The following is a 17064-nucleotide window of genomic DNA, read 5'->3' on the forward strand; positions in this document are numbered from 1 at the left end:
TCTCCGCCGTCTGCACCGTGCTCACCAGCGACACCTCATCCCTGATAGGTCTGGCCGACGGTCTCGGCGTACCGCTGGGACTGCTCCAGGGCCTCCTCGACCGTCACCGAACCGGCGACGGCGGCGGAGATCTGCTGACCCACGCGGGTCCCCAGGTCCTGGAACTCCGGGATCCGGACGAACTGGATCCCCTCGTAGGGGATGGGCAGCGTCGTCGGGTTGCTCTCGTCGCCGCTGGCCAGGGCCTCCAGGGTCGGTTCGGCGAACGCGCCGGCGACCTCCGAGTACTCGGGGATCTCGTAGGTGGACAGCCGCGCGCCCGGCGGGACCCGGGACCAGCCCAGCTCCTCACCGACCAGCCGCTGGTAGTCCTTGTCGGTCACCCACTGGATGAACCGCCACGCCTCGTCCTTGTGCTCCGAGGTCTCCGGGATGCTCAGCGACCAGGAGTACAGCCAGCCCGCGCCGTCGGTCTCCTGGACCGGGGCCGGCGCGTAGCCGCTCTGCCCGGCGACCAGGCTCTCCGAGGGGTCCTCCACGGCGCTGACCATGGCGGTCGCGTCGTACCACATGGCCGTCTGGCCCTGGCTGTACCGGGTCAGGCAGTCGGTGTAGCCGCTGGTGGCCGCGCCGGGCTGGCCGTGCTCGCGCACCAGGTCGACGTAGAACTGGACGGCGGCGGCGGTCTCCGGGGAGTCCAGGGCCGCGTTCCACTCCTCGTCGAACCACCGGCCGCCGAAGGTGTGGATGACCGTGCCGAGCGGGGCGAGGTTCTCGCCCCAGCCGGCCAGCCCGCGCAGGCAGATGCCCGACCGGCCGTTGGCCGGGTCGTCCAGCACGCTGGCGAACTCGGCGATCTCCTCCCACGTCGGCTGCTCGGGCATCTCCAGCCCGGCCTCCTCGAAGAGGTCCTCCCGGTACACCAGGAACGACGACTCGCCGTAGAAGGGCACCGAGTACATGTCGCCCTCGTAGGACAGCGACTCGCGGATCGTGGGGATGAAGTCCGCGTCGTCGTACTCGGGGTTGTCGTCGATGTAGGGCTGGAGGTTCACCAACCAGCCGTTCTCCGCCCACATCTGCGTCTCGTAGTTGCTGATCATCACGATGTCGTACTCGCTGCCGCCGGTCGCGACGGACGCCGTGATCTTGGCGCGCGCCTCGTTCTCGGGCAGGCTGACGAACACCGGGTCGATGTCAGGGTTGGCGGCCCGGAACTGGGAGGACAACGTCATCGCGTCCTCCATCTGCGGGTTCGCCACGATCGCGACCGTCAGGCGGGTTCGGTCGCCGGAACTGCCGAGGTCGCCGGCGCCAGCGCAGGCTCCCAGCAGCACCGGGACCGTGAGTAAGGCCGCGACGACGCGCGCCGGGCCTCGGCGGCCCGGCGAACGGCGTTCGGAGATGGACATCGGTGTCCTCCCGGAAGGACGTGGTAGCGGATCGAGGGGCGGGGCGGGGTCAGGAACCGGTGGTCTGGTCCTGGTCGAGCAGCGTGGGGGAGACCTGCACCTTCAGGCCGGTCCCGGCGCGCACCATCTCCAGCGCCGACGGGAAGGACGACAGCGGCAGGGTGTGGCTGACCAGCCCGGTGGTGTCGATCAGACCGGACTCGATCAGGTTCAGCGCGGCGCCGAAGCTGTGCAGCACCGCCATCGAACCGACGATGCGGATCTCGTCGTTGTAGATGCGGAACGGGGAGAGGCTGATCCGGGCGGTGTCCGCCGCCACGCCGAAGATCTGGAGCCGGCCGCCCCGGCGGAGCGCGTCGAAGGCGCCCTCGATGGCCGGCGGCGCGCCCGTCACGTCCACGGCGGCGTCGAAGGGAGCGGTGTCCAGCTCCTCGATGCTGGTGGCCGTGGCCACGGCTCCGTGCCGCTCGGCCATCGGCAGGCGGGCGGCGTTGCGGTCCACCGCGTACACCCGCGCGCCGGCGCGGGTGAGCAGCTGGATGATCAGCAGGCCCATCGTGCCGGTGCCGACCACGAGGATGCGCTCCCCGACCTCGACGCCCAGGGTGCGCACGCCGTGCACCGCGCAGGACAGCGGTTCGACGAGCGCGCCGTCGGCGTAGCTGGTCGTCTCGGCCAGCGTGTACGCGGTGTCGGCCGGCACGGCCACGAACTCGGCGAAGGCGCCGTTGACCGTGTCACCGGTGGCGCCCCAGTTGGCGCAGAGGTTGCCGTGCCCGGCCCGGCAGGGGGTGCAGTAGCCGCAGAACAGGGACGGGTCGACGGCGACCCGGTCGCCGACCGCGATCCCGGTGGCCACGCCGGAACCGACCTCGACGACCTCGCCGGCGAACTCGTGGCCGGGGACCAGCGGGTAGGGCGAGGGCGGGAACTCACCGTCCGCGATGTGCAGGTCGGTGCCGCAGATCCCGCAGGCTTCGACCTTCACGACGATCTGGTCGGGAGTCGGTGTCGGATCCGGCACCTCCCCCACACGGACGGTTCCGGGTACGTCAATCACCGCTGCTCGCATGACCTCACCTTTGATGCTCATATGAGCACATTCGTGCACATCTGTGGCGTAGAGTGAATACCGGCATCGGTGCGGTGTCAACTGTTCCGCCGTCGGCGATGGGAAACGGAGACCGTGAGTAGGATTCGTCGGATGTCCGAACCTGCTGTGCCATCGACCGAGTGGGGCCCCGCCGAACTGGTGTTGGCCGCGGCGATCGCCCGCCGCTTCTACCTGGACGGGCTCTCGAAGGTGCAGATCGCGGCCGAGTTCGGGCTCAGCAGGTTCAAGGTCGCCAGGCTCCTCGACCGGGCCAGGGCCACCGGTCTCGTCCGCATCGAGATCGGCCGCACCGCCGACATCGACACCGAACTCTCCCAACGGCTGCGCGTCCACTTCGGCCTGCGCAACGTCGTCGTCGCCGACACCCACGACGAGGACCCGATCGACCTGCGCGACCAGGTCGGCCGCCTCGCCGCCACCGTGCTCACCGAACTCGTCGCCGACAACGCCGTGCTCGGCGTGGCCTGGGGCCGCTCCCTCCAGCGGATGAGCAGGGAACTGCGATCACTGCCGCACTGCACCGTCGTGCAGCTCTGCGGGGCCATCCCCCAACCCGGCGTCTCCGACAACAGCCTCGAACTGACCCGCAGCGCCGCCCAGGCCGGCGGCGGCACCGCCGTCATCTACTACGCGCCCCTCGTGGTCGCCGACGAGGCCACCGCGGCCGCGCTGTGCGGCGACCCCAGCGTCGCCAAGGCCCTCAGCTACTACGACCAGCTCGACACCGCCGTCATCGCCGTGGGCGGCTGGGGCCCCGGCGAATCCACCGTGCACGACGTCCTCGGCGAGGACGAACAGCGGAGGCTCGCCGAACTCGGCGTCCGCGCCGAACTCTGCGGCAACCTGCTCGACGGCGAGGGACGGGTGGTCACGGACGGACTGGAACGGCGCACGATCGGCGTCAGCGTCGAACAGCTGCGCGCCACCCCCGAGGTCATCGCGCTCGCCTACGGCGCGGAGAAGGCCGAGGCGCTGCGGGCCGCCCTGCGCGGACGGTTCATCAGCACGCTGGTCACCCACACCGCGCTCGCCGAGCGGCTCCTCGCCGCCTGACCGGACCTCGTCGCCGTCAGCGACCGGACCGCGCGCGAACGTGGGCGTACGCCCGGCCGCGCTCCGGGGAGGTCGCCGGTGCCCGGGTTCGGTGTTGAGGTCGCTCGCCGAGGGGCTGGCGGACGCGGTGGGTGCCGGCGCGAGCCAGGGCGCGCTCCGCCGTGCGGCCGCGCACGCCGTGCCACCCCGCCGGGCGGAGAACACGTTCCCCGCGGGTGGTGGACCGGACTCGCCGCACGCGCTGCCCAGCACCGGCGTGTCCCGCACGCGTTGGTCTCCCGTCACGTCCCACCCGGCGAGTAACGCGGGACCCATCGGCCGCGACGCCTCGGTGCCGCCAGGCGCGCGCCACGGGTGGGAACGGGCACGGACCGGCGGCGGTCTCCGAGCGCCGCGTCGTCCTGGACCCGTGCCAGGACCGGAGAGCACCACGGGGGTCCGCGACGGACGGGTGGGGAAGCGCTCACGCCGCTCGGGGAGCGGGCTCACGTGGCAGGCCGCGACCAGGGACTCCACCGGCAGCGGCGAGTGTTCGCTGGGTGCCGCCCGTGCGCGACGCGGGGGTCAGTCGGACCCGGGGGTCAGGAACAGCGTGGGCAGCCCCGGCGCGAGGGCGACCAGCAGCCCCGGCTTGGCGGGGTCGGCGTCCTGGTCGGCGCGGGGGAGGAGGGCTCCCACCGCCCGGTCCGTCTCCGCGCGGCCGTCGGCCGACAGCGCCAGCGCGAGCGGCGCCGGCCAGACCAGCAGCGGGGAGGCGGTCGGTTCGGCGGCGCGGGCCACGGGCGCGGCGTCGGGCGAGCTGTAGGGCGGAAGGGCCTGGGCGGCGGCGGTGGCCGGTGTCAGGGCGACACCCGTCGCGGCGAGCACGGCCAGCGCGGCGGCACCGCTCCGGAGTCGGGAGAGTGGTCCAGGTGTCGTCATCGGGGAACGTCCTCGTTCCTGGTAGGGGGACGTGGGAGATGCCGAGCCCGGTGAGGGCGACACGAAGGATTCATTCTCGACCGTGCGTCGGCGATCCCGACATGATCCCACCTCAACGAGGGTCAACCACTCCTCTGAGGAGTAACTTCCTCCGACTGTCGGCACGAACTCTCACTCCTTGACCGGGGACCCGCCCCGACCGCACCTCCGGGGGCGACCCCCGCCCACCTCCCATCGAGTCGCTCGCACCCCCGATGGCGTCCGTACCCGAGCCGCGCGGGTCCCCGGCCGCGTGTGGGGCGGACCGCCCGCCGCCCTGCTCGGCCGTCTCGCGTTCGCCCGCTTCGCCCGACGTCCGAGCCGGTCGGCTGGTGGCTGTCGAGCTGGTGGCGTCGAGGCTGGTGGCCGGTGAGCGCGGTCATCCCACCGGGCCACCGAGCCGAGGCGGCGAGCCGCCCGTCCCCGTCCGGAGACGGGGACGGGGAGACGTCGGATCAGTCGGAGTGCCGCCCGAGGCCGCCGGCGAACTCCGAGGACCGCCACTGCTCCACCATCGGCGGCAACGCCTCGGCCAACAACGGCAGCTGGTCCACCAGCGCCAGCGAGGACACCGCCTCCAACATGCCCAGGTTCTCCACCACGGCCAGCACCCGCCGGTCCAGGGGGCGCAGCCCGTGGCGGGCCGCGGCCACGTCGTAGGCCGCCACCGCCTCCTCACCGGTCAAGGCCATGTCCCGCTCCCGGGGACCGATCGAGACCAGCTCGAAGTCCGCGTAGACGGTGCCCTCCTCCGCGCGGATCAGGTTGTACGAGGGCGCGTCGCCGTGCACCGGCTGGAGGTCGACCCCGGGGAACTCCGCCTCGAACCTCTCCCGCGACCCCACCACCGGGGCCAGGACGGCCCATTCCCGGCGAGCCCGGTCGACGTCCTCGGGGCGCAGCAGGTCCGGCCTGGACTCCAGCACCCGCAGCGCCTCGGGGACGAACTCGGTGAAGGTCGTGAGGAAGGGCAGGTCACCCGGATACCCGCGCAGGTGCGCGTGCAGCTCCGCGACGGCCTCCGGTTTCGGCGCGTAGTCCGGTTCGAGGTCGGGGAGGGGCGTGAGGTAGCGCCAGTAGGTGATCGAGAACCCGTCCCGGCGCACCGGCTCCCTCGGCACGAGAGAGGAGGGCCCCGCCACGGGCACGCCCTGCTCCGCCAGCCACGCCGTCACGTCCAGTTCGTTGCGCTGGCGGGCGGTCAGCAGGTCCAGGTTCCAGCTCGGCACCGCGGGCAGCACGGTCGGCACCCGGGCGACCAGCGGTGCGGGCGCCAGGTGCACCACCACGGAGAACGCCTCGTAGAGCACGCGGGGTTCGGTCACCTCGACACCCAGTTCGCGGGCGGCCTCCGTGGCCGCCGCGACCGCGCGGGCCGTCGTCGTCTGGGGGTCGGCACTGCCGTTTCCGGTGCTCACCGCGACATGGTGCCAGGTTCTCCCGCGTGGAGGCGACGGGAGGCCTCCTCCCGCCGCGACGATCTCCTCGGTGAGCTGGCGTCGCGAGTCCTGTGCGCCATGCCGGGTAGTGGTGCCCACGACGGCATCCGCGCAGGCCTCCGCCGTGTCAGCCGTTTGCCGAAAACCCGTAGGGACACCCCCTCGCTCCCGGGCCGGCGGAGTGCGCCGGTGGACGGCGTGGCGGCGGCCGCCGCGCACCGGCACGCGCACCGTCGAGGGGCCGTGACCGTCCCGCACGCAGGAGGCGACGGACCCGGCAGCCCCGCCCCGAGCTCCCCAGGCGGCCCGTGCCCCGAGGACACCGAACCGCGGAACCCGGCAGCCCGAGATCAGGACTCCGGAGCCGGAGGGGGCCGAGCTCTCCGACTCCCGGGGCCCGGGAGCGGGCCCACCGAGGGGAGCGGGCCGGCGGGCCTCGACCCGCCGGCTTCACGGCCCCGGTGACCAGTCCGCCGCTCAGCGCAGCAGTTGGTTGGCCGAGCGCAGCACCAGCGGCGCCACCAGGTCCTCGGGGTCCACGGGCAGGGCGGTGCGCACCACGATGCTGGTGCTCTCCCCAGGCAGGAGCGTGCCGAGCATGTCGTCCACCTCCGCGTCCGGGGCGACCCGGTCGGCGAGCAGGGCGAGGTCCCGGACGAGGGTCCCGGCGGTGACCTCGACCCGGTAGCCGTCCTCCAGGGCCTCCACGGCGGTGGTGAGTTCGGGGACGGGCAGGGCCAGTTCCAGGTCGGGCAGGTGGAACCACGTCGCGCGCACGTCACCGGCGGTGGCGACGAGCAGTTCGGCGGCCGGGTCGGTGGCGGTGGTGATCGTGTCGGGCAGCGGTTCCTCGTGCACGGCCCTGGGGGGCACGGTCAGCTGGTGGCGGACCTCGCCGAGGACGGCACCGGCGAACGCGGTCCTGGCGACGACGAGCCGGGTCGTCCAGGGTTCGTCGGTCTCGTTGCACAGCACGGCGGCGAGCCCACCGGGGCGGGGGCGGACGGTGACGAGCCGGTCCTGGTAGGCGGCGCGCAGCGCGTACCAGGCGGGTTTGCGGCGGCCCTGGCCGTCGACCACCGACCAGGAGGTGACGGGCCAGCAGTCGTTGAGCTGCCACCACACGGTCCCGGCGCAGCGGGGCGCGTGGGAGCGGAAGTGCTCGACCCCGAACCGCAGGGCCCTGGCCTGGTTGAGCTGGGTCGCCCAGAACCAGTCGTCGAAGTCCTGGGGTTCGGGGAAGTGCTCGGCGAGCCCCCTGGCGAGTTTGCCGTTGCCGTCCTCGGCCTTCTGGTGGGCGAGCATGCCCGGGCTGTCCGGCCGGAGGGGGTCGTCGCTGAGGCTGGCCCGCAGGGTCGCGTACGCGGGTGGCCCCTGGAAGCCGAACTCGGCGACGAAGCGGGGCACGTGGTCGCGGTAGGCGGTGTAGTCCCGCTGGTTCCACACGTCCCAGATGTGGGTGGCGCCGTGGGCCGGGTCGTTGGGGTGGATGTCGTGGGAGAACGACCAGGGGCTGCCGGCGGAGTAGGGCCGGGTGGGGTCGAGTTCGGCGAGGAGGTCGGGCAGGAGCCGGTGGTAGTAGCCGGCTCCCCACGTGCGGTCGCCGAGCTGGTCCCGCCACCCCCAGTCGTGGTGGCCCCAGATGTTCTCGTTGTTGCCGTTCCACAGCACGAGGCTGGGGTGGGGCGCCAGGCGGGTGATGGCGTCGCGGGCCTCCGCCTCGACCTCGGACCGCAGCGGCTCCTCCTCGGGGTAGGCGGCGCAGGCGAAGAGGAAGTCCTGCCAGGTGAGGATGCCCAGTTCGTCGCAGGCGTCGTAGAAGTCGTCGGACTCGTAGATCCCGCCGCCCCACACGCGGACCAGGTTGACCCCGGCGTCGCGGGCCTGGGCGAGCCGCTGCCGGTAGCGGGCGGCGTCGACACGGTGCGGGAAGCAGTCGTCGGGGATCCAGTTGACGCCTCGGGCGAAGACGGGGACGTCGTTGACGACGAAGGTGAAGGGCGTGCCGTGTTCGTCGGGTTCGGTGTCGAGGCGGACGCCGCGGAACCCGACCTCGCCGGCCCAGGTGGTCAGATCGCCGTTGTCCGGGGTGGGTTGGTCCTCGACGGTGAGGGCGACGTCGACCGGGTAGCGGTGTTGGTCGCCGTAGCCGTGGGGCCACCACCGCCGGGGCTGGTCGACGCGGGCCTCGATCGTGGTGGTGGTCGCGCCGGCGGGGACGACGCCGGCGGCGGCGACCACGCCGACGTGGACGGTGACGGGCAGCTCGTCGTCGTGGCCCGGGGCGCGGTCGACGTCGACGTGGACGTGGACGACCCCGTCGCCGTCAGCGTCGACGGTGGCCAGCGGGCGCACCGAGGTGAGGCGCGCGCCGTGCCACCGTTCGAGGGCCAGGGGGCGCCAGATGCCGGCGGTGACCAGGTCCGGCCCCCAGTCCCACCCGAAGTTGCAGGCCATCTTGCGGATCTGGTTGTAGGGGTGGTGATTGGTGTGCGGGCGCTGCCCGAGGAGCTCGCGGACCCGGTCGGCGTGGTCGAGGGCGGAGGTGAAGGTGACGGTGAGTTCGTTGGGTCCGGCGCGGAGCTGGTCGGTGACGTCGAACCGGTAGGCGCGGTGCATGTTGGCGGTGCCGGCGATGACATGCCCGTTGAGTTCGAGGCGGGCGATGGTGTCGAGGCCGGCGCAGGCGAGGTCGACGCGTTCGGTGCCGTCACCGGGTTCCCAGTCGAAGGTGGTGCGGTAGCGCCAGTCGGTGCGGCCGATCCAGTGGAGTTCCGCCTCGTTGCGGTCCTGGTAGGGGTCGGGGATGAGGTCGAGCGCCAGCAGGTCGGTGTGCACGCAGCCGGGCACCGTGGCGGGTACCTCGCGGTCGGCCAGGGCGTCCGGGGCTGGTCCCCGGACGGCGCGCACCGTCCAGCCGTCGTGCAGCTCCATCCGCATGGGCGTCTCCTTCGTCCTCGTCGTGCCGGGGGTGGGGGCCGCCCGGCGGCGGCCGGGTGACCTGGTGTCAGGGATCGGGTCGCGCGGTGGGGGGCGCTGGTGGCCGGGTGGTCGCCGGGCCGGGCGGCGAACCGGCCGGGTCGGTGTCGCCGGCGTGCAGCCAGCAGCGGGCGGTGCGACCACCGCCGAGGGGGACCAGCGGGGGGCGCAGCCGGCAGCGGGGCATCGCCTGGGGGCAGCGGTCGAGGAAGGGGCAGCCACCGGCGTCGGTGGCGCCGGGCACCTCGACGCGGGTCACGGGCAGGTCAGGGCCGGTGAGGGCGCTGGTGCCCCGGCGGCGCGGGTCGGGGGCCGCGGCGGCGAGCAGCCGCGTGTAGGGGTGGCGCGGGTCGAGGATCACGGCGTCGCTGGGGCCGCTCTCCACGAGTTCCCCCCGGTACATGACGAGGATGCGGTGGGCGAAGTGCCGGGCCGTGGCCAGGTCATGGGTGATGTAGAGGACGGCGAGGTCGTCCTCGGCGCGCAGCCGGTCGAGGAGGCGCAGGACCTCCAACCGGATGGAGACGTCCAGCATGGACACGGGTTCGTCGGCGAGCAGCACACCGGGTCGGCAGGCGAGGGCGCGGGCGATCGCGACGCGCTGCCGTTGGCCGCCGGACAGTTCGTGGGGGTGGGCGGCGGCGACACGGCCGGCGGGCACGAGGTTGACGCGGTCGAGGAGGTGGTGGATCCGCTCGTCCTCCTCGGCGCGGCCGAGGGCGGGGTGGTGGAGCCGCAGGGGGCGGCGGAGGTGGTGGTCGACGGTGTGGAACGGGTTGAGGGAGGCGAAGGGGTCCTGGAAGACGATCTGCACCTGGCGGTGGTGGTGGCGCAGGCCCCGCCGTCCTGGGGTGGCGGGCTGGCCGTCGAGCAGGATCGTCCCGGCGTCGGGGGTGTCGAGGCGGGCGAGGATGCGGGCGACGGTGGACTTGCCGCTGCCGCTCTCGCCGACGAGGGCGACGGTTTCGCCGGCGTCGAGTTCGAGGGAGACGTCGGAGACGGCCCGCAGGGGATGTCGGCGGCTCCGGCCGGGGAGGCGGAACTCGCGGACGAGGCCGTGGGCGGCGAGTCTGCTCATGGGTCGACCACCTCGGCGGTGTGGGTGGGCCGGAAGGTGCCGTGGCGGAGCGCGGTCGGGGCCGGTGCCCCGTAGCGGTCGGGGTGCCAGGCGTGGCAGGCGACCAGGTGCGCGCCCCCACCGGGGGTGGGGTGCTCGCCGGCGGCGGGGGCCGGGCCGAGCGGGGGCCGCTGGTGGGCGCAGACGTCACGGCGGTGGGGGCAGCGGTCGTGGAAGGCGCAGTGGTCGAGGGCCTGGGTGAGGTCCGGGGGCTGCCCGGGGATGCCGCGCATGTCCTGGCGGGGCCCGGTGAGGCTGGGGAACGAGCCGAGCAGGCCGGTGGTGTAGGGGTGGCGGGGTGCGGTGAGCAGCCGGGTGGCGGTGCCCTCCTCGACGACCCGCCCCGCGTACATGACGGCGATCCGATCGCTGATCTCCAGCAGCAGTGACAGGTCGTGGGTGATGAGGACGAGGGCGAAACCGAACCGTTCCCGGAGCCGGCCGAGTTCCCGGAGGATGTCGCGTTGGACGACGACGTCGAGAGCGGTGGTGGGTTCGTCCATGACCAGCACGTCCGGGTTGAGCGCGAGGGCCATGGCGATCATGACGCGTTGCCGCATGCCACCGGACAGTTCGTGCGGGTAGCTCCGAGCCCGGTCCGGGTGCACGCCGACGAGGCTGAGGAGTTCCGCGCAGCGGCGGGCGCGGTCCCGCCGCCGGCTGCCGGGTTCGTGGGCGGCGAGGACGTCGGTGAGCTGGGTGTGGATGGTGAGCACCGGGTTGAGGGCGTTCATCGCGCTCTGGAACACCATGGCCACGCGCCGCCAGCGGAAGGAGCGCAGCGCCTCACCGGTGAGGGCGAGGACGTCGGTGTCGTGGCCGTCGGGTCCGTGGAAGACGACCGACCCGCCGACGACCTCGGCCGGGGGGCGCAGCAGCCGGTTCACGGCGTAGGCCAGGGTGGACTTGCCGCAGCCGCTCTCACCGGCGACGCCGAGGACCTCGCCCCGGCGGAGGACGAGGCTGAGGTCACGGACGGCGTGGACGGGCGGGTCGAGCTGGTAGTCGACGCGCAGCCCCCGCACGGAGAGCACCGGTCGGCCGGTGTCGTGGTGGTCTCCCATCACCGCTCCTCCCTGGGCTGGGCGGGGCGCCGGGCCGCGCGGCGGTCACGGCGGGAGCGACTTCCCCGCAGCCTCGGGTTGATGACCTCGTCGAGGCTGAGGTTGAGCAGGGACAACGCGCACCCCAGGAGGGCGATGGCCAACCCCGGAGGGATGAACCACCACCAGGCGCCGATGGCGAGGGCCTGCGCGTTCTGCGCGAAGTAGAGCATCGTCCCCCAGGTGAGGTGGTCCACGCCGCCCAGCCCCAGGAAGGACAGGCCGGCCTCGGTGAGGATCGCGAAGATCACCGCGAAGACGAACTGGGCGGCGATCACGGGCAGCAGGTTGGGCACGACCTCGACGAGGACCATCCGCCAGGGGCGTTCCCCGAGGGCCCGGGAGGCGGCGACGTGGTCGCGGGCCCGGACGGAACGGGTCTGGGCCCGCAGCACCCGGGCGGAGGCGGCCCAGCTGGTCAGGCCGATGACGACGGAGATCGCGAGGATCCCGCCGCCGTCGAGGTAGTGGGTGACGAGGATGACCAACGGCAGGCTGGGAATGACCAGGGTGACGTTGCTGAGCAGCGACAGCGCCTCGTCGACGCGGCCCCCGACGTAGCCGCCCACCACGCCGACCACGATCGACAGCACGGTCGCGAGCAGACCGGCGAGGGCACCGACGAGCAGGGAACCCCGGGTGGCGACGACGAGTTGGGCCAGGACGTCCTGCCCGGTCTGGGTGGTGCCCAGCCAGTGCTGGGCCGAGGGCGGGGCGAGCGGGTCGGGTCCGATACCGCTGGCCCCGGTCACCAGGAACGGGCCGACGACCGCGACGAGGACGAACCCGGCGATGACGGCGAGCCCGATGCGGGCCCGGCCGTCACGGGGCATCCACCGGCGGCGCGCGCCGGGGGCGGCGACGGCCGGTGGGGTGGGGGCGCCGGGCCGCCCGCTGGTCACCGTCATCCTCAACGTCCCCCTGTCTGCCGTGTCCTGGGGTCGATCACCGCGTGCAGCAGGTCGACGAGCAGGTTCGCTCCGAGCACCGCGAGGGTGATGACGAGGAAGACGGCCTGCATGAGCGGGTAGTCGTTGTTCTGCACCGCCTGGAGCAGGGTGAACCCGATGCCGGGGTAGGAGAACACGGCTTCGGTGACGATGGAGCCGCTGACGACGAAGCCGAGCGAGATCGCGAAGCTCGCGAGGCTGGGGATGACGGCGTTGCGGGCCGCGTAGGTCACGAGGACCCGGCGGGGCCGCAGCCCCTTCGCCTGGGCGGTGAGGACGTAGTCCTCCGCCATCGTGGACACCGTCATGTTGCGCATGCCCAGCAACCAGGTGCCCACGGAGCTGAGGACGATCGTGATCGCCGGCAGCAGCCCGTGGTGCAGGGCGGAGGCGAGGAACGGCCCGCTGAACCCGACCTCGAGGCCGTAGTCGTAGCCGCCGGTGAGGGGGAACAGGCCGAGGGTGCCACCGAACACGAACACCAGGACCAGCGCCAGCCAGAAGTAGGGCACGGCGGCGAGGAAGGTGGTGGCGGGCACCAGCGCGTCGGACCACCGGCCGCGTCGCCAGCCGACGAGCGCGCCGAGGGTGACGCCGACGACGAAGGAGACGACCGTGGACAACCCGACGAGCACCAGGGTCCAGGGCAGGGACTGGGTGAGGACGGTGGACACCGGGGTCGGGAAGTAGGTGGCGGAGACCCCGAAGTCGCCGCGCAGGAGGTTCCCCAGGTAGGTCAGGTACTGGGCGGCCAGGTTCTCCTGCCCACCGGACCCGAGCATCACCTCGAGCGCCTGGCGGGCCTCGGGGCTGACCGCTCCCCCCGTCTGCTGCATGCGGGAGAGCAACGCGTCGACGGGATCGCCCGGCATGAGACGGGGCAGCAGGAAGTTCACGGTGACCGCGGCCCACAGGGCCACCAGGTAGAAGGCGAGTTTGCGTCGCAGATGCCGCATGCTCACCTCCCGCCGCGCGGGGATCGGCCCGAAGCGGTTGGCTGGGCGGGGACGAGGGCGCGCGGGCCGGGAGCCGCCGGGCGGGTGCGGTGCGCGCCGCCGCCCGCCATGCCGGTGGGGATCACCGCGTCACCCGGCGGGACGCAGGGTGGCGGTGACGATGCCGATGTCGGGATAGCTGTAGGGCATGGGCAGCGCGTACGGGTCGTCCTCGGTGGGCCAACCGGTAACCCTGCCGCCGGCGAACTGGGCGACGCCGTGGGTCTGGAGCACGGGGATGTAGGGCAGTTCCTCGGCGACACGGCGTTGGATGGTCGCGTAGGCCTCGCGGTGCTGCTCCCCGTCGTCGGTGCCGGCGATGCGGGTGAGGGCCTCGTCGACCTCGTCGTCGCGGAACCGGGCGTAGTTCTTCGAGGCGGGTTCGCCGACGGGCGCGGCGGCGGCGCTGTTCAGGAAGTCGTCGTAGAGGCCGAAGGGGTCGGGGCCGCCGTAGAGGCTGTCGATGGCGAGTTCGAACCGGCCGTTGTCCCGGTCCGACACGAAGGCGGCCCGGGAGACCTCCTGGGTGCGCAGCTCGATGCCGACCTCGGCGAGCTGCTCGGTCATCACCTGGATGGCGTTGATCTGGTCGGTGTAGCCGGTGACGACCTTCACGGCCAGGCTGAGGCGGTCGCCGTCGGGGGAGACGAACACGCCGTCGCCGCCCTCCTCGTAGCCGGCGTCCTCAAGGATCCGGCGGGCCCGGTCGGGATCGTGGCCGGCGAACTCGTCCCGGAACTCCTCGGCGAGCCACACCTCGTCGCGGGGCAGGATGATCTGCGCCGGTGAGGGGAGTTCGTGGTATCCCTCGAAAGCGAGATCATTGATCTGCTCGCGTTCGATTCCGTGGTAGATGGCCTCGCGGACCGCCCGGTCCCGGGTCGGGCCCTCCTCCAGGTTGGGCATCAACACGGTGATGAACTGCGGGACGGCGAGGGAGACGTTTCCCTCGGCCCGGTTGACGAAGGTGTTCTCCACATCGGGAATGAAGATCCCGGACCAGTCGACCTGACCCGCCTGCAACGCGGAGAGCGCGGTCTGGTTCCCGCTGTGGGAGACGAACCGCGCGGTGTCCAGGTGGGGTTTCTCCGGGTCCCAGTAGTCGGTGTTCGCGGCCAGACCGATGCTCTGCGCGGAGAACGAGTCGAGGGCGAACGCCCCGGTTCCGACGGGGTCGGAGTTGAGGTGGGTGACCGGGTCCTCGAGGTCGGCCCAGAGGTGTTCCGGGACGATGTAGGTCTGGCCGGCGATGAACCACAGGTCGCTGTAGGAGGGCCGGTCGAGCGTGATCGACACCTCGGTGTCGCTGTGGGCGGTCGCGGACACGATGGGCAGGGCAGCCTTGTTCAGCCCGGGGTGCTCGGCCATCGCCTCGAAGGTGTGGACGACGTCGTCGCTGGTGAACGGTTCACCGTCGGACCAGCGGACGCCCTCACGGAGGGTGAAGGTGACGGTGGTGCCGTCCTCGGACCACGAGTGGTCCTCGGCCAGGACGGGCCGGACGTCGTCGGCGGCGGCGCGGTTGAAGAACAGCAGCGTCTCGTAGATGATGCCCCGCGCCGCGCCGTTGGAGGTCTCCAGGAACGGGTTGAAGTTGCTGGAGAACTGGCCGGTGGCGCCGTCGTAGATGGTGAGGGAGTTCGTCGCCGTTCCGGTCGCGGCGTCACCGGAGCAGGCTGCGGCGGTGAACGCGGCGGTGGCGGCCAGCGCGGTCAGGACGGTGCGGCGGCGCGGCGCGCGTGTCGAACGGGGAATCGCGTCGTTCGACGCGGTCGACGCCGAACCAGTCGATGGTGAGCCCGGCATCGGAAAACCCTTCCGTCAGCGAATCCGTCGCGGCGTCGCGCGCGGTTCCGCGGCGGCGCCGAAATGTCCCACCTGTTTCCCTGAGGTTTCTTCTGGGGCTTTCTTAGTGTTGTTCCACTGAGGAAGTCAACAGTCACGTCCGGACTGCTCGTTCTGCCGGTGCGCGCCCTGCCGTTCGGGTGAGCGACAGCGACTGACCGGCAGCTTGCGGCCTCCTGGAATACCGTCCGAATGGGGCTGTTGTTGGACTCGTGTTCTTTTCGTAGAATCGGCCGCGATTCCCGCGCGCCCGTGATGACAACGTTGACGGATCCGATCGGCGGAACGCGCTGGCCCGCGCCGGCGCCCGGTCGTCGGGGACGGGCCCCGGGAGGCGCGGCGTGGTCGGGAGGCGTCAGGGCCCGGGCGGTGGGCGCCGGTGTCGACGGTGCCGTCGAACGAGGTGTACCGCCCCTCCGGTGAGGGCGAACACCGCCACGGCCACCAGTGCGGGCGGTCCGAGGTACGCGGCGGCGAGGTCACCGACCAGGACGTAGCCCACGCTCGCGGGGATGACACCGAGGGCGGTGCCGAGCGCGAAGGGCGGCAACCGGGTGCCCAGCAGCCCCGCACCGTAGTTGACCAGGGCGAAGGGCAGCACCGGGGCCAGCCGCAGGAGGAGGATGCCGACCAGCCCGCCCCGGTCGAGGACCTCGGCCAGCCGCCGCATCCCGGGCCGGTCCACCACCTCCCCGAGGGCCGGTCGGCGCAGCCGGCGGGCGAGCAGGAACGACAGCACCGCCCCACCGGTCGACCCGAGCACGGTCAACGCCACGGCGGGACCGGCCGGGAACAGCAGACCGGCCGCCACGCTCAGCACGGGTTTGGGCAGGGCGATCACCGAACCGAGGACGAACGCCACCAGGAACGCCGGGGCGGCCAACGGTCCCGTCGCCGCCACCCAGGCCCGCACCGCTTCGACGTCGGGGGCGGTGGCCACGACGGCCAACGGCACCGCGACCAGCGCGACCAGCGCGACCAGCGGAATGAGCGGAACGGCGGTCCGGCCGTGCCGGCTCGGGTCGGGTGGGGACGGGCTGTCGTCGCCGCGACCTGGGTCGTCCCGGCTGGGGTTGTCCGGCGTGGACGGCCAGGACGGGAGCATGGAAGGTCCTGTTCTCGGTCTCGGTGGGCGGTGCCCGGCGTCGTGCCGGCGGCCCGGGACGAGCGCGCGACGACGGTGCCTGCTCCCATCCTCACCCGAACCGGCCGGCCACCACGACGCGGGCCCGGTGCCGTGGGTCGTCCCCGGCACCGCGCGGGGCGCGTGCCGTCGATCCCGTTCCCGGGAGCCCGGGGTCCGGCGCCGGGGAGACCCAAGGACCGGAGGGCCGGCCCCGTCCTCTCCCGACCGATGACGGGACCGGATCGGATGCCCGGGGTCAGGCCGGGGTCAGCCCCCGGGGCTCCACCTCGGGGCCGCCACCCGAACGATCCAGCTCACCACCCCCGGCACGAATCCGGTCGCCCTCGTCGACGACCGGTGGCAGCGCGGTGCGGCCCCTCCGGACGCCGACCCGCCGGGGCCGGTCGGCCCGGTGCGGCCGAATCACCAACTCGCACCCGCCCCCCGGAGAAGACGACCCGCCCCGGGATGGACGAGAACCCGCCACCCCTCGTGCCGGCGGTTCGCGGACCGGCACGAGGGGTGCGCGCCCGGCCACACCGTCGACGGCGACCTCAGCGCCGGCCGTTCCGGCTCGGCGGGGGCCCGTACTGGTGGACACCGCCCTCCACGGTGCGCGCCTGCACCACCGAGCCGTGCACCGTGCCGCTGATGGTGTTCCGCACGTCGCCGTCACCATCGCCCGCCGCCGGGTCAGCGGCCCGACCCGGCGGCGCCGGGTGCGACTCCGAGTCCCGGCCCGCCGACCGCGCGGCAGGAACCGCCCAGGTCGCGACCAGCCCGGCGACCACCGACAACCCGACGACCGCACCCCAGGCGACGAGGTTCGTCCGCCAGTCGGTGGCCAGGTTCACCGCCACCCCCACCGCGCTCGTGACCAGAGCCGCCCCGACCCCGACCAACGCGTTCCGCCACCCCGCCATGCGTCCTCCCCGTGCGCGCCCCGTGGACACCCATCGTAGTTCCCCGGG

The 17064-nt window shown here is 73.0% G+C and carries 13 protein-coding genes; 1 reads left to right on the forward strand and 12 read right to left on the reverse strand.

The window, feature by feature from the left end:
* Window positions 1-35: 35 nt before the first annotated feature.
* Window positions 36-1412, reverse strand: coding sequence for an ABC transporter substrate-binding protein (locus tag ACOJVX_RS08665; RefSeq protein WP_026420758.1), 1377 nt, complete (start codon window positions 1410-1412; stop codon window positions 36-38).
* Between the two features lie 49 nt (window positions 1413-1461).
* Window positions 1462-2484: a zinc-dependent alcohol dehydrogenase family protein gene (locus ACOJVX_RS08670; protein WP_418156031.1), complete on the reverse strand. Its 1023-nt coding sequence runs from the start codon at window positions 2482-2484 to the stop codon at window positions 1462-1464.
* 132 nt (window positions 2485-2616) lie between these two features.
* Between ACOJVX_RS08670 and ACOJVX_RS08675 the strand changes: the two genes are divergently transcribed.
* Window positions 2617-3579: a sugar-binding transcriptional regulator gene (locus ACOJVX_RS08675; RefSeq protein ID WP_026420760.1), complete on the forward strand. Its 963-nt coding sequence runs from the start codon at window positions 2617-2619 to the stop codon at window positions 3577-3579.
* 564 nt (window positions 3580-4143) lie between these two features.
* Here the strand turns inward: ACOJVX_RS08675 and ACOJVX_RS08680 are convergent.
* The 10 genes from ACOJVX_RS08680 to ACOJVX_RS08725 form a co-directional block, all read right to left on the reverse strand.
* On the reverse strand, window positions 4144-4500 hold the full coding sequence (locus ACOJVX_RS08680) for a hypothetical protein (protein ID WP_418156030.1): 357 nt from the start codon (window positions 4498-4500) through the stop codon (window positions 4144-4146).
* A gap of 494 nt (window positions 4501-4994) precedes the next feature.
* Window positions 4995-5957 (reverse strand): aminoglycoside phosphotransferase family protein, encoded by a 963-nt coding sequence (locus ACOJVX_RS08685; RefSeq protein WP_422647395.1) that lies wholly within the window; start codon window positions 5955-5957, stop codon window positions 4995-4997.
* Window positions 5958-6455: 498 nt separating this feature from the next.
* Window positions 6456-8918 (reverse strand): glycoside hydrolase family 2 protein, encoded by a 2463-nt coding sequence (locus tag ACOJVX_RS08690; protein WP_422647396.1) that lies wholly within the window; start codon window positions 8916-8918, stop codon window positions 6456-6458.
* 67 nt (window positions 8919-8985) lie between these two features.
* Window positions 8986-10035, reverse strand: a complete 1050-nt coding sequence (locus ACOJVX_RS08695) for an ABC transporter ATP-binding protein (protein ID WP_418156107.1) — start codon at window positions 10033-10035, stop codon at window positions 8986-8988.
* Window positions 10032-11138, reverse strand: coding sequence for an ABC transporter ATP-binding protein (locus ACOJVX_RS08700; protein ID WP_422647397.1), 1107 nt, complete (start codon window positions 11136-11138; stop codon window positions 10032-10034). The genes ACOJVX_RS08695 and ACOJVX_RS08700 overlap by 4 nt, the downstream gene beginning before the upstream one ends.
* A complete protein-coding gene (locus tag ACOJVX_RS08705) occupies window positions 11138-12085 on the reverse strand; it encodes an ABC transporter permease (RefSeq protein WP_422647398.1) in 948 nt (315 codons plus the stop codon). The genes ACOJVX_RS08700 and ACOJVX_RS08705 overlap by 1 nt, the downstream gene beginning before the upstream one ends.
* A 2-nt stretch (window positions 12086-12087) precedes the next feature.
* Entirely contained in the window at window positions 12088-13083 is a 996-nt protein-coding gene (locus ACOJVX_RS08710) for an ABC transporter permease (protein WP_418155978.1), read from the reverse strand.
* 129 nt (window positions 13084-13212) lie between these two features.
* Window positions 13213-14928 carry an ABC transporter substrate-binding protein gene (locus tag ACOJVX_RS08715; protein ID WP_418155979.1) on the reverse strand — a complete coding sequence of 572 codons (1716 nt, stop codon included), beginning with the start codon at window positions 14926-14928 and terminating at the stop codon, window positions 13213-13215.
* 394 nt (window positions 14929-15322) lie between these two features.
* The gene (locus tag ACOJVX_RS08720) at window positions 15323-16072 is read right to left on the reverse strand and encodes a TVP38/TMEM64 family protein (protein ID WP_422647399.1); all 750 of its coding nucleotides are present in this window, start codon (window positions 16070-16072) and stop codon (window positions 15323-15325) included.
* A 575-nt stretch (window positions 16073-16647) separates the two neighbouring features.
* A complete protein-coding gene (locus tag ACOJVX_RS08725) occupies window positions 16648-17016 on the reverse strand; it encodes a hypothetical protein (protein ID WP_026420769.1) in 369 nt (122 codons plus the stop codon).
* Window positions 17017-17064 lie beyond the last annotated feature (48 nt).

The organism is Actinoalloteichus caeruleus (assembly GCF_049311605.1).
GTDB classification, from domain to species: domain Bacteria; phylum Actinomycetota; class Actinomycetes; order Mycobacteriales; family Pseudonocardiaceae; genus Actinoalloteichus_B; species Actinoalloteichus_B caeruleus.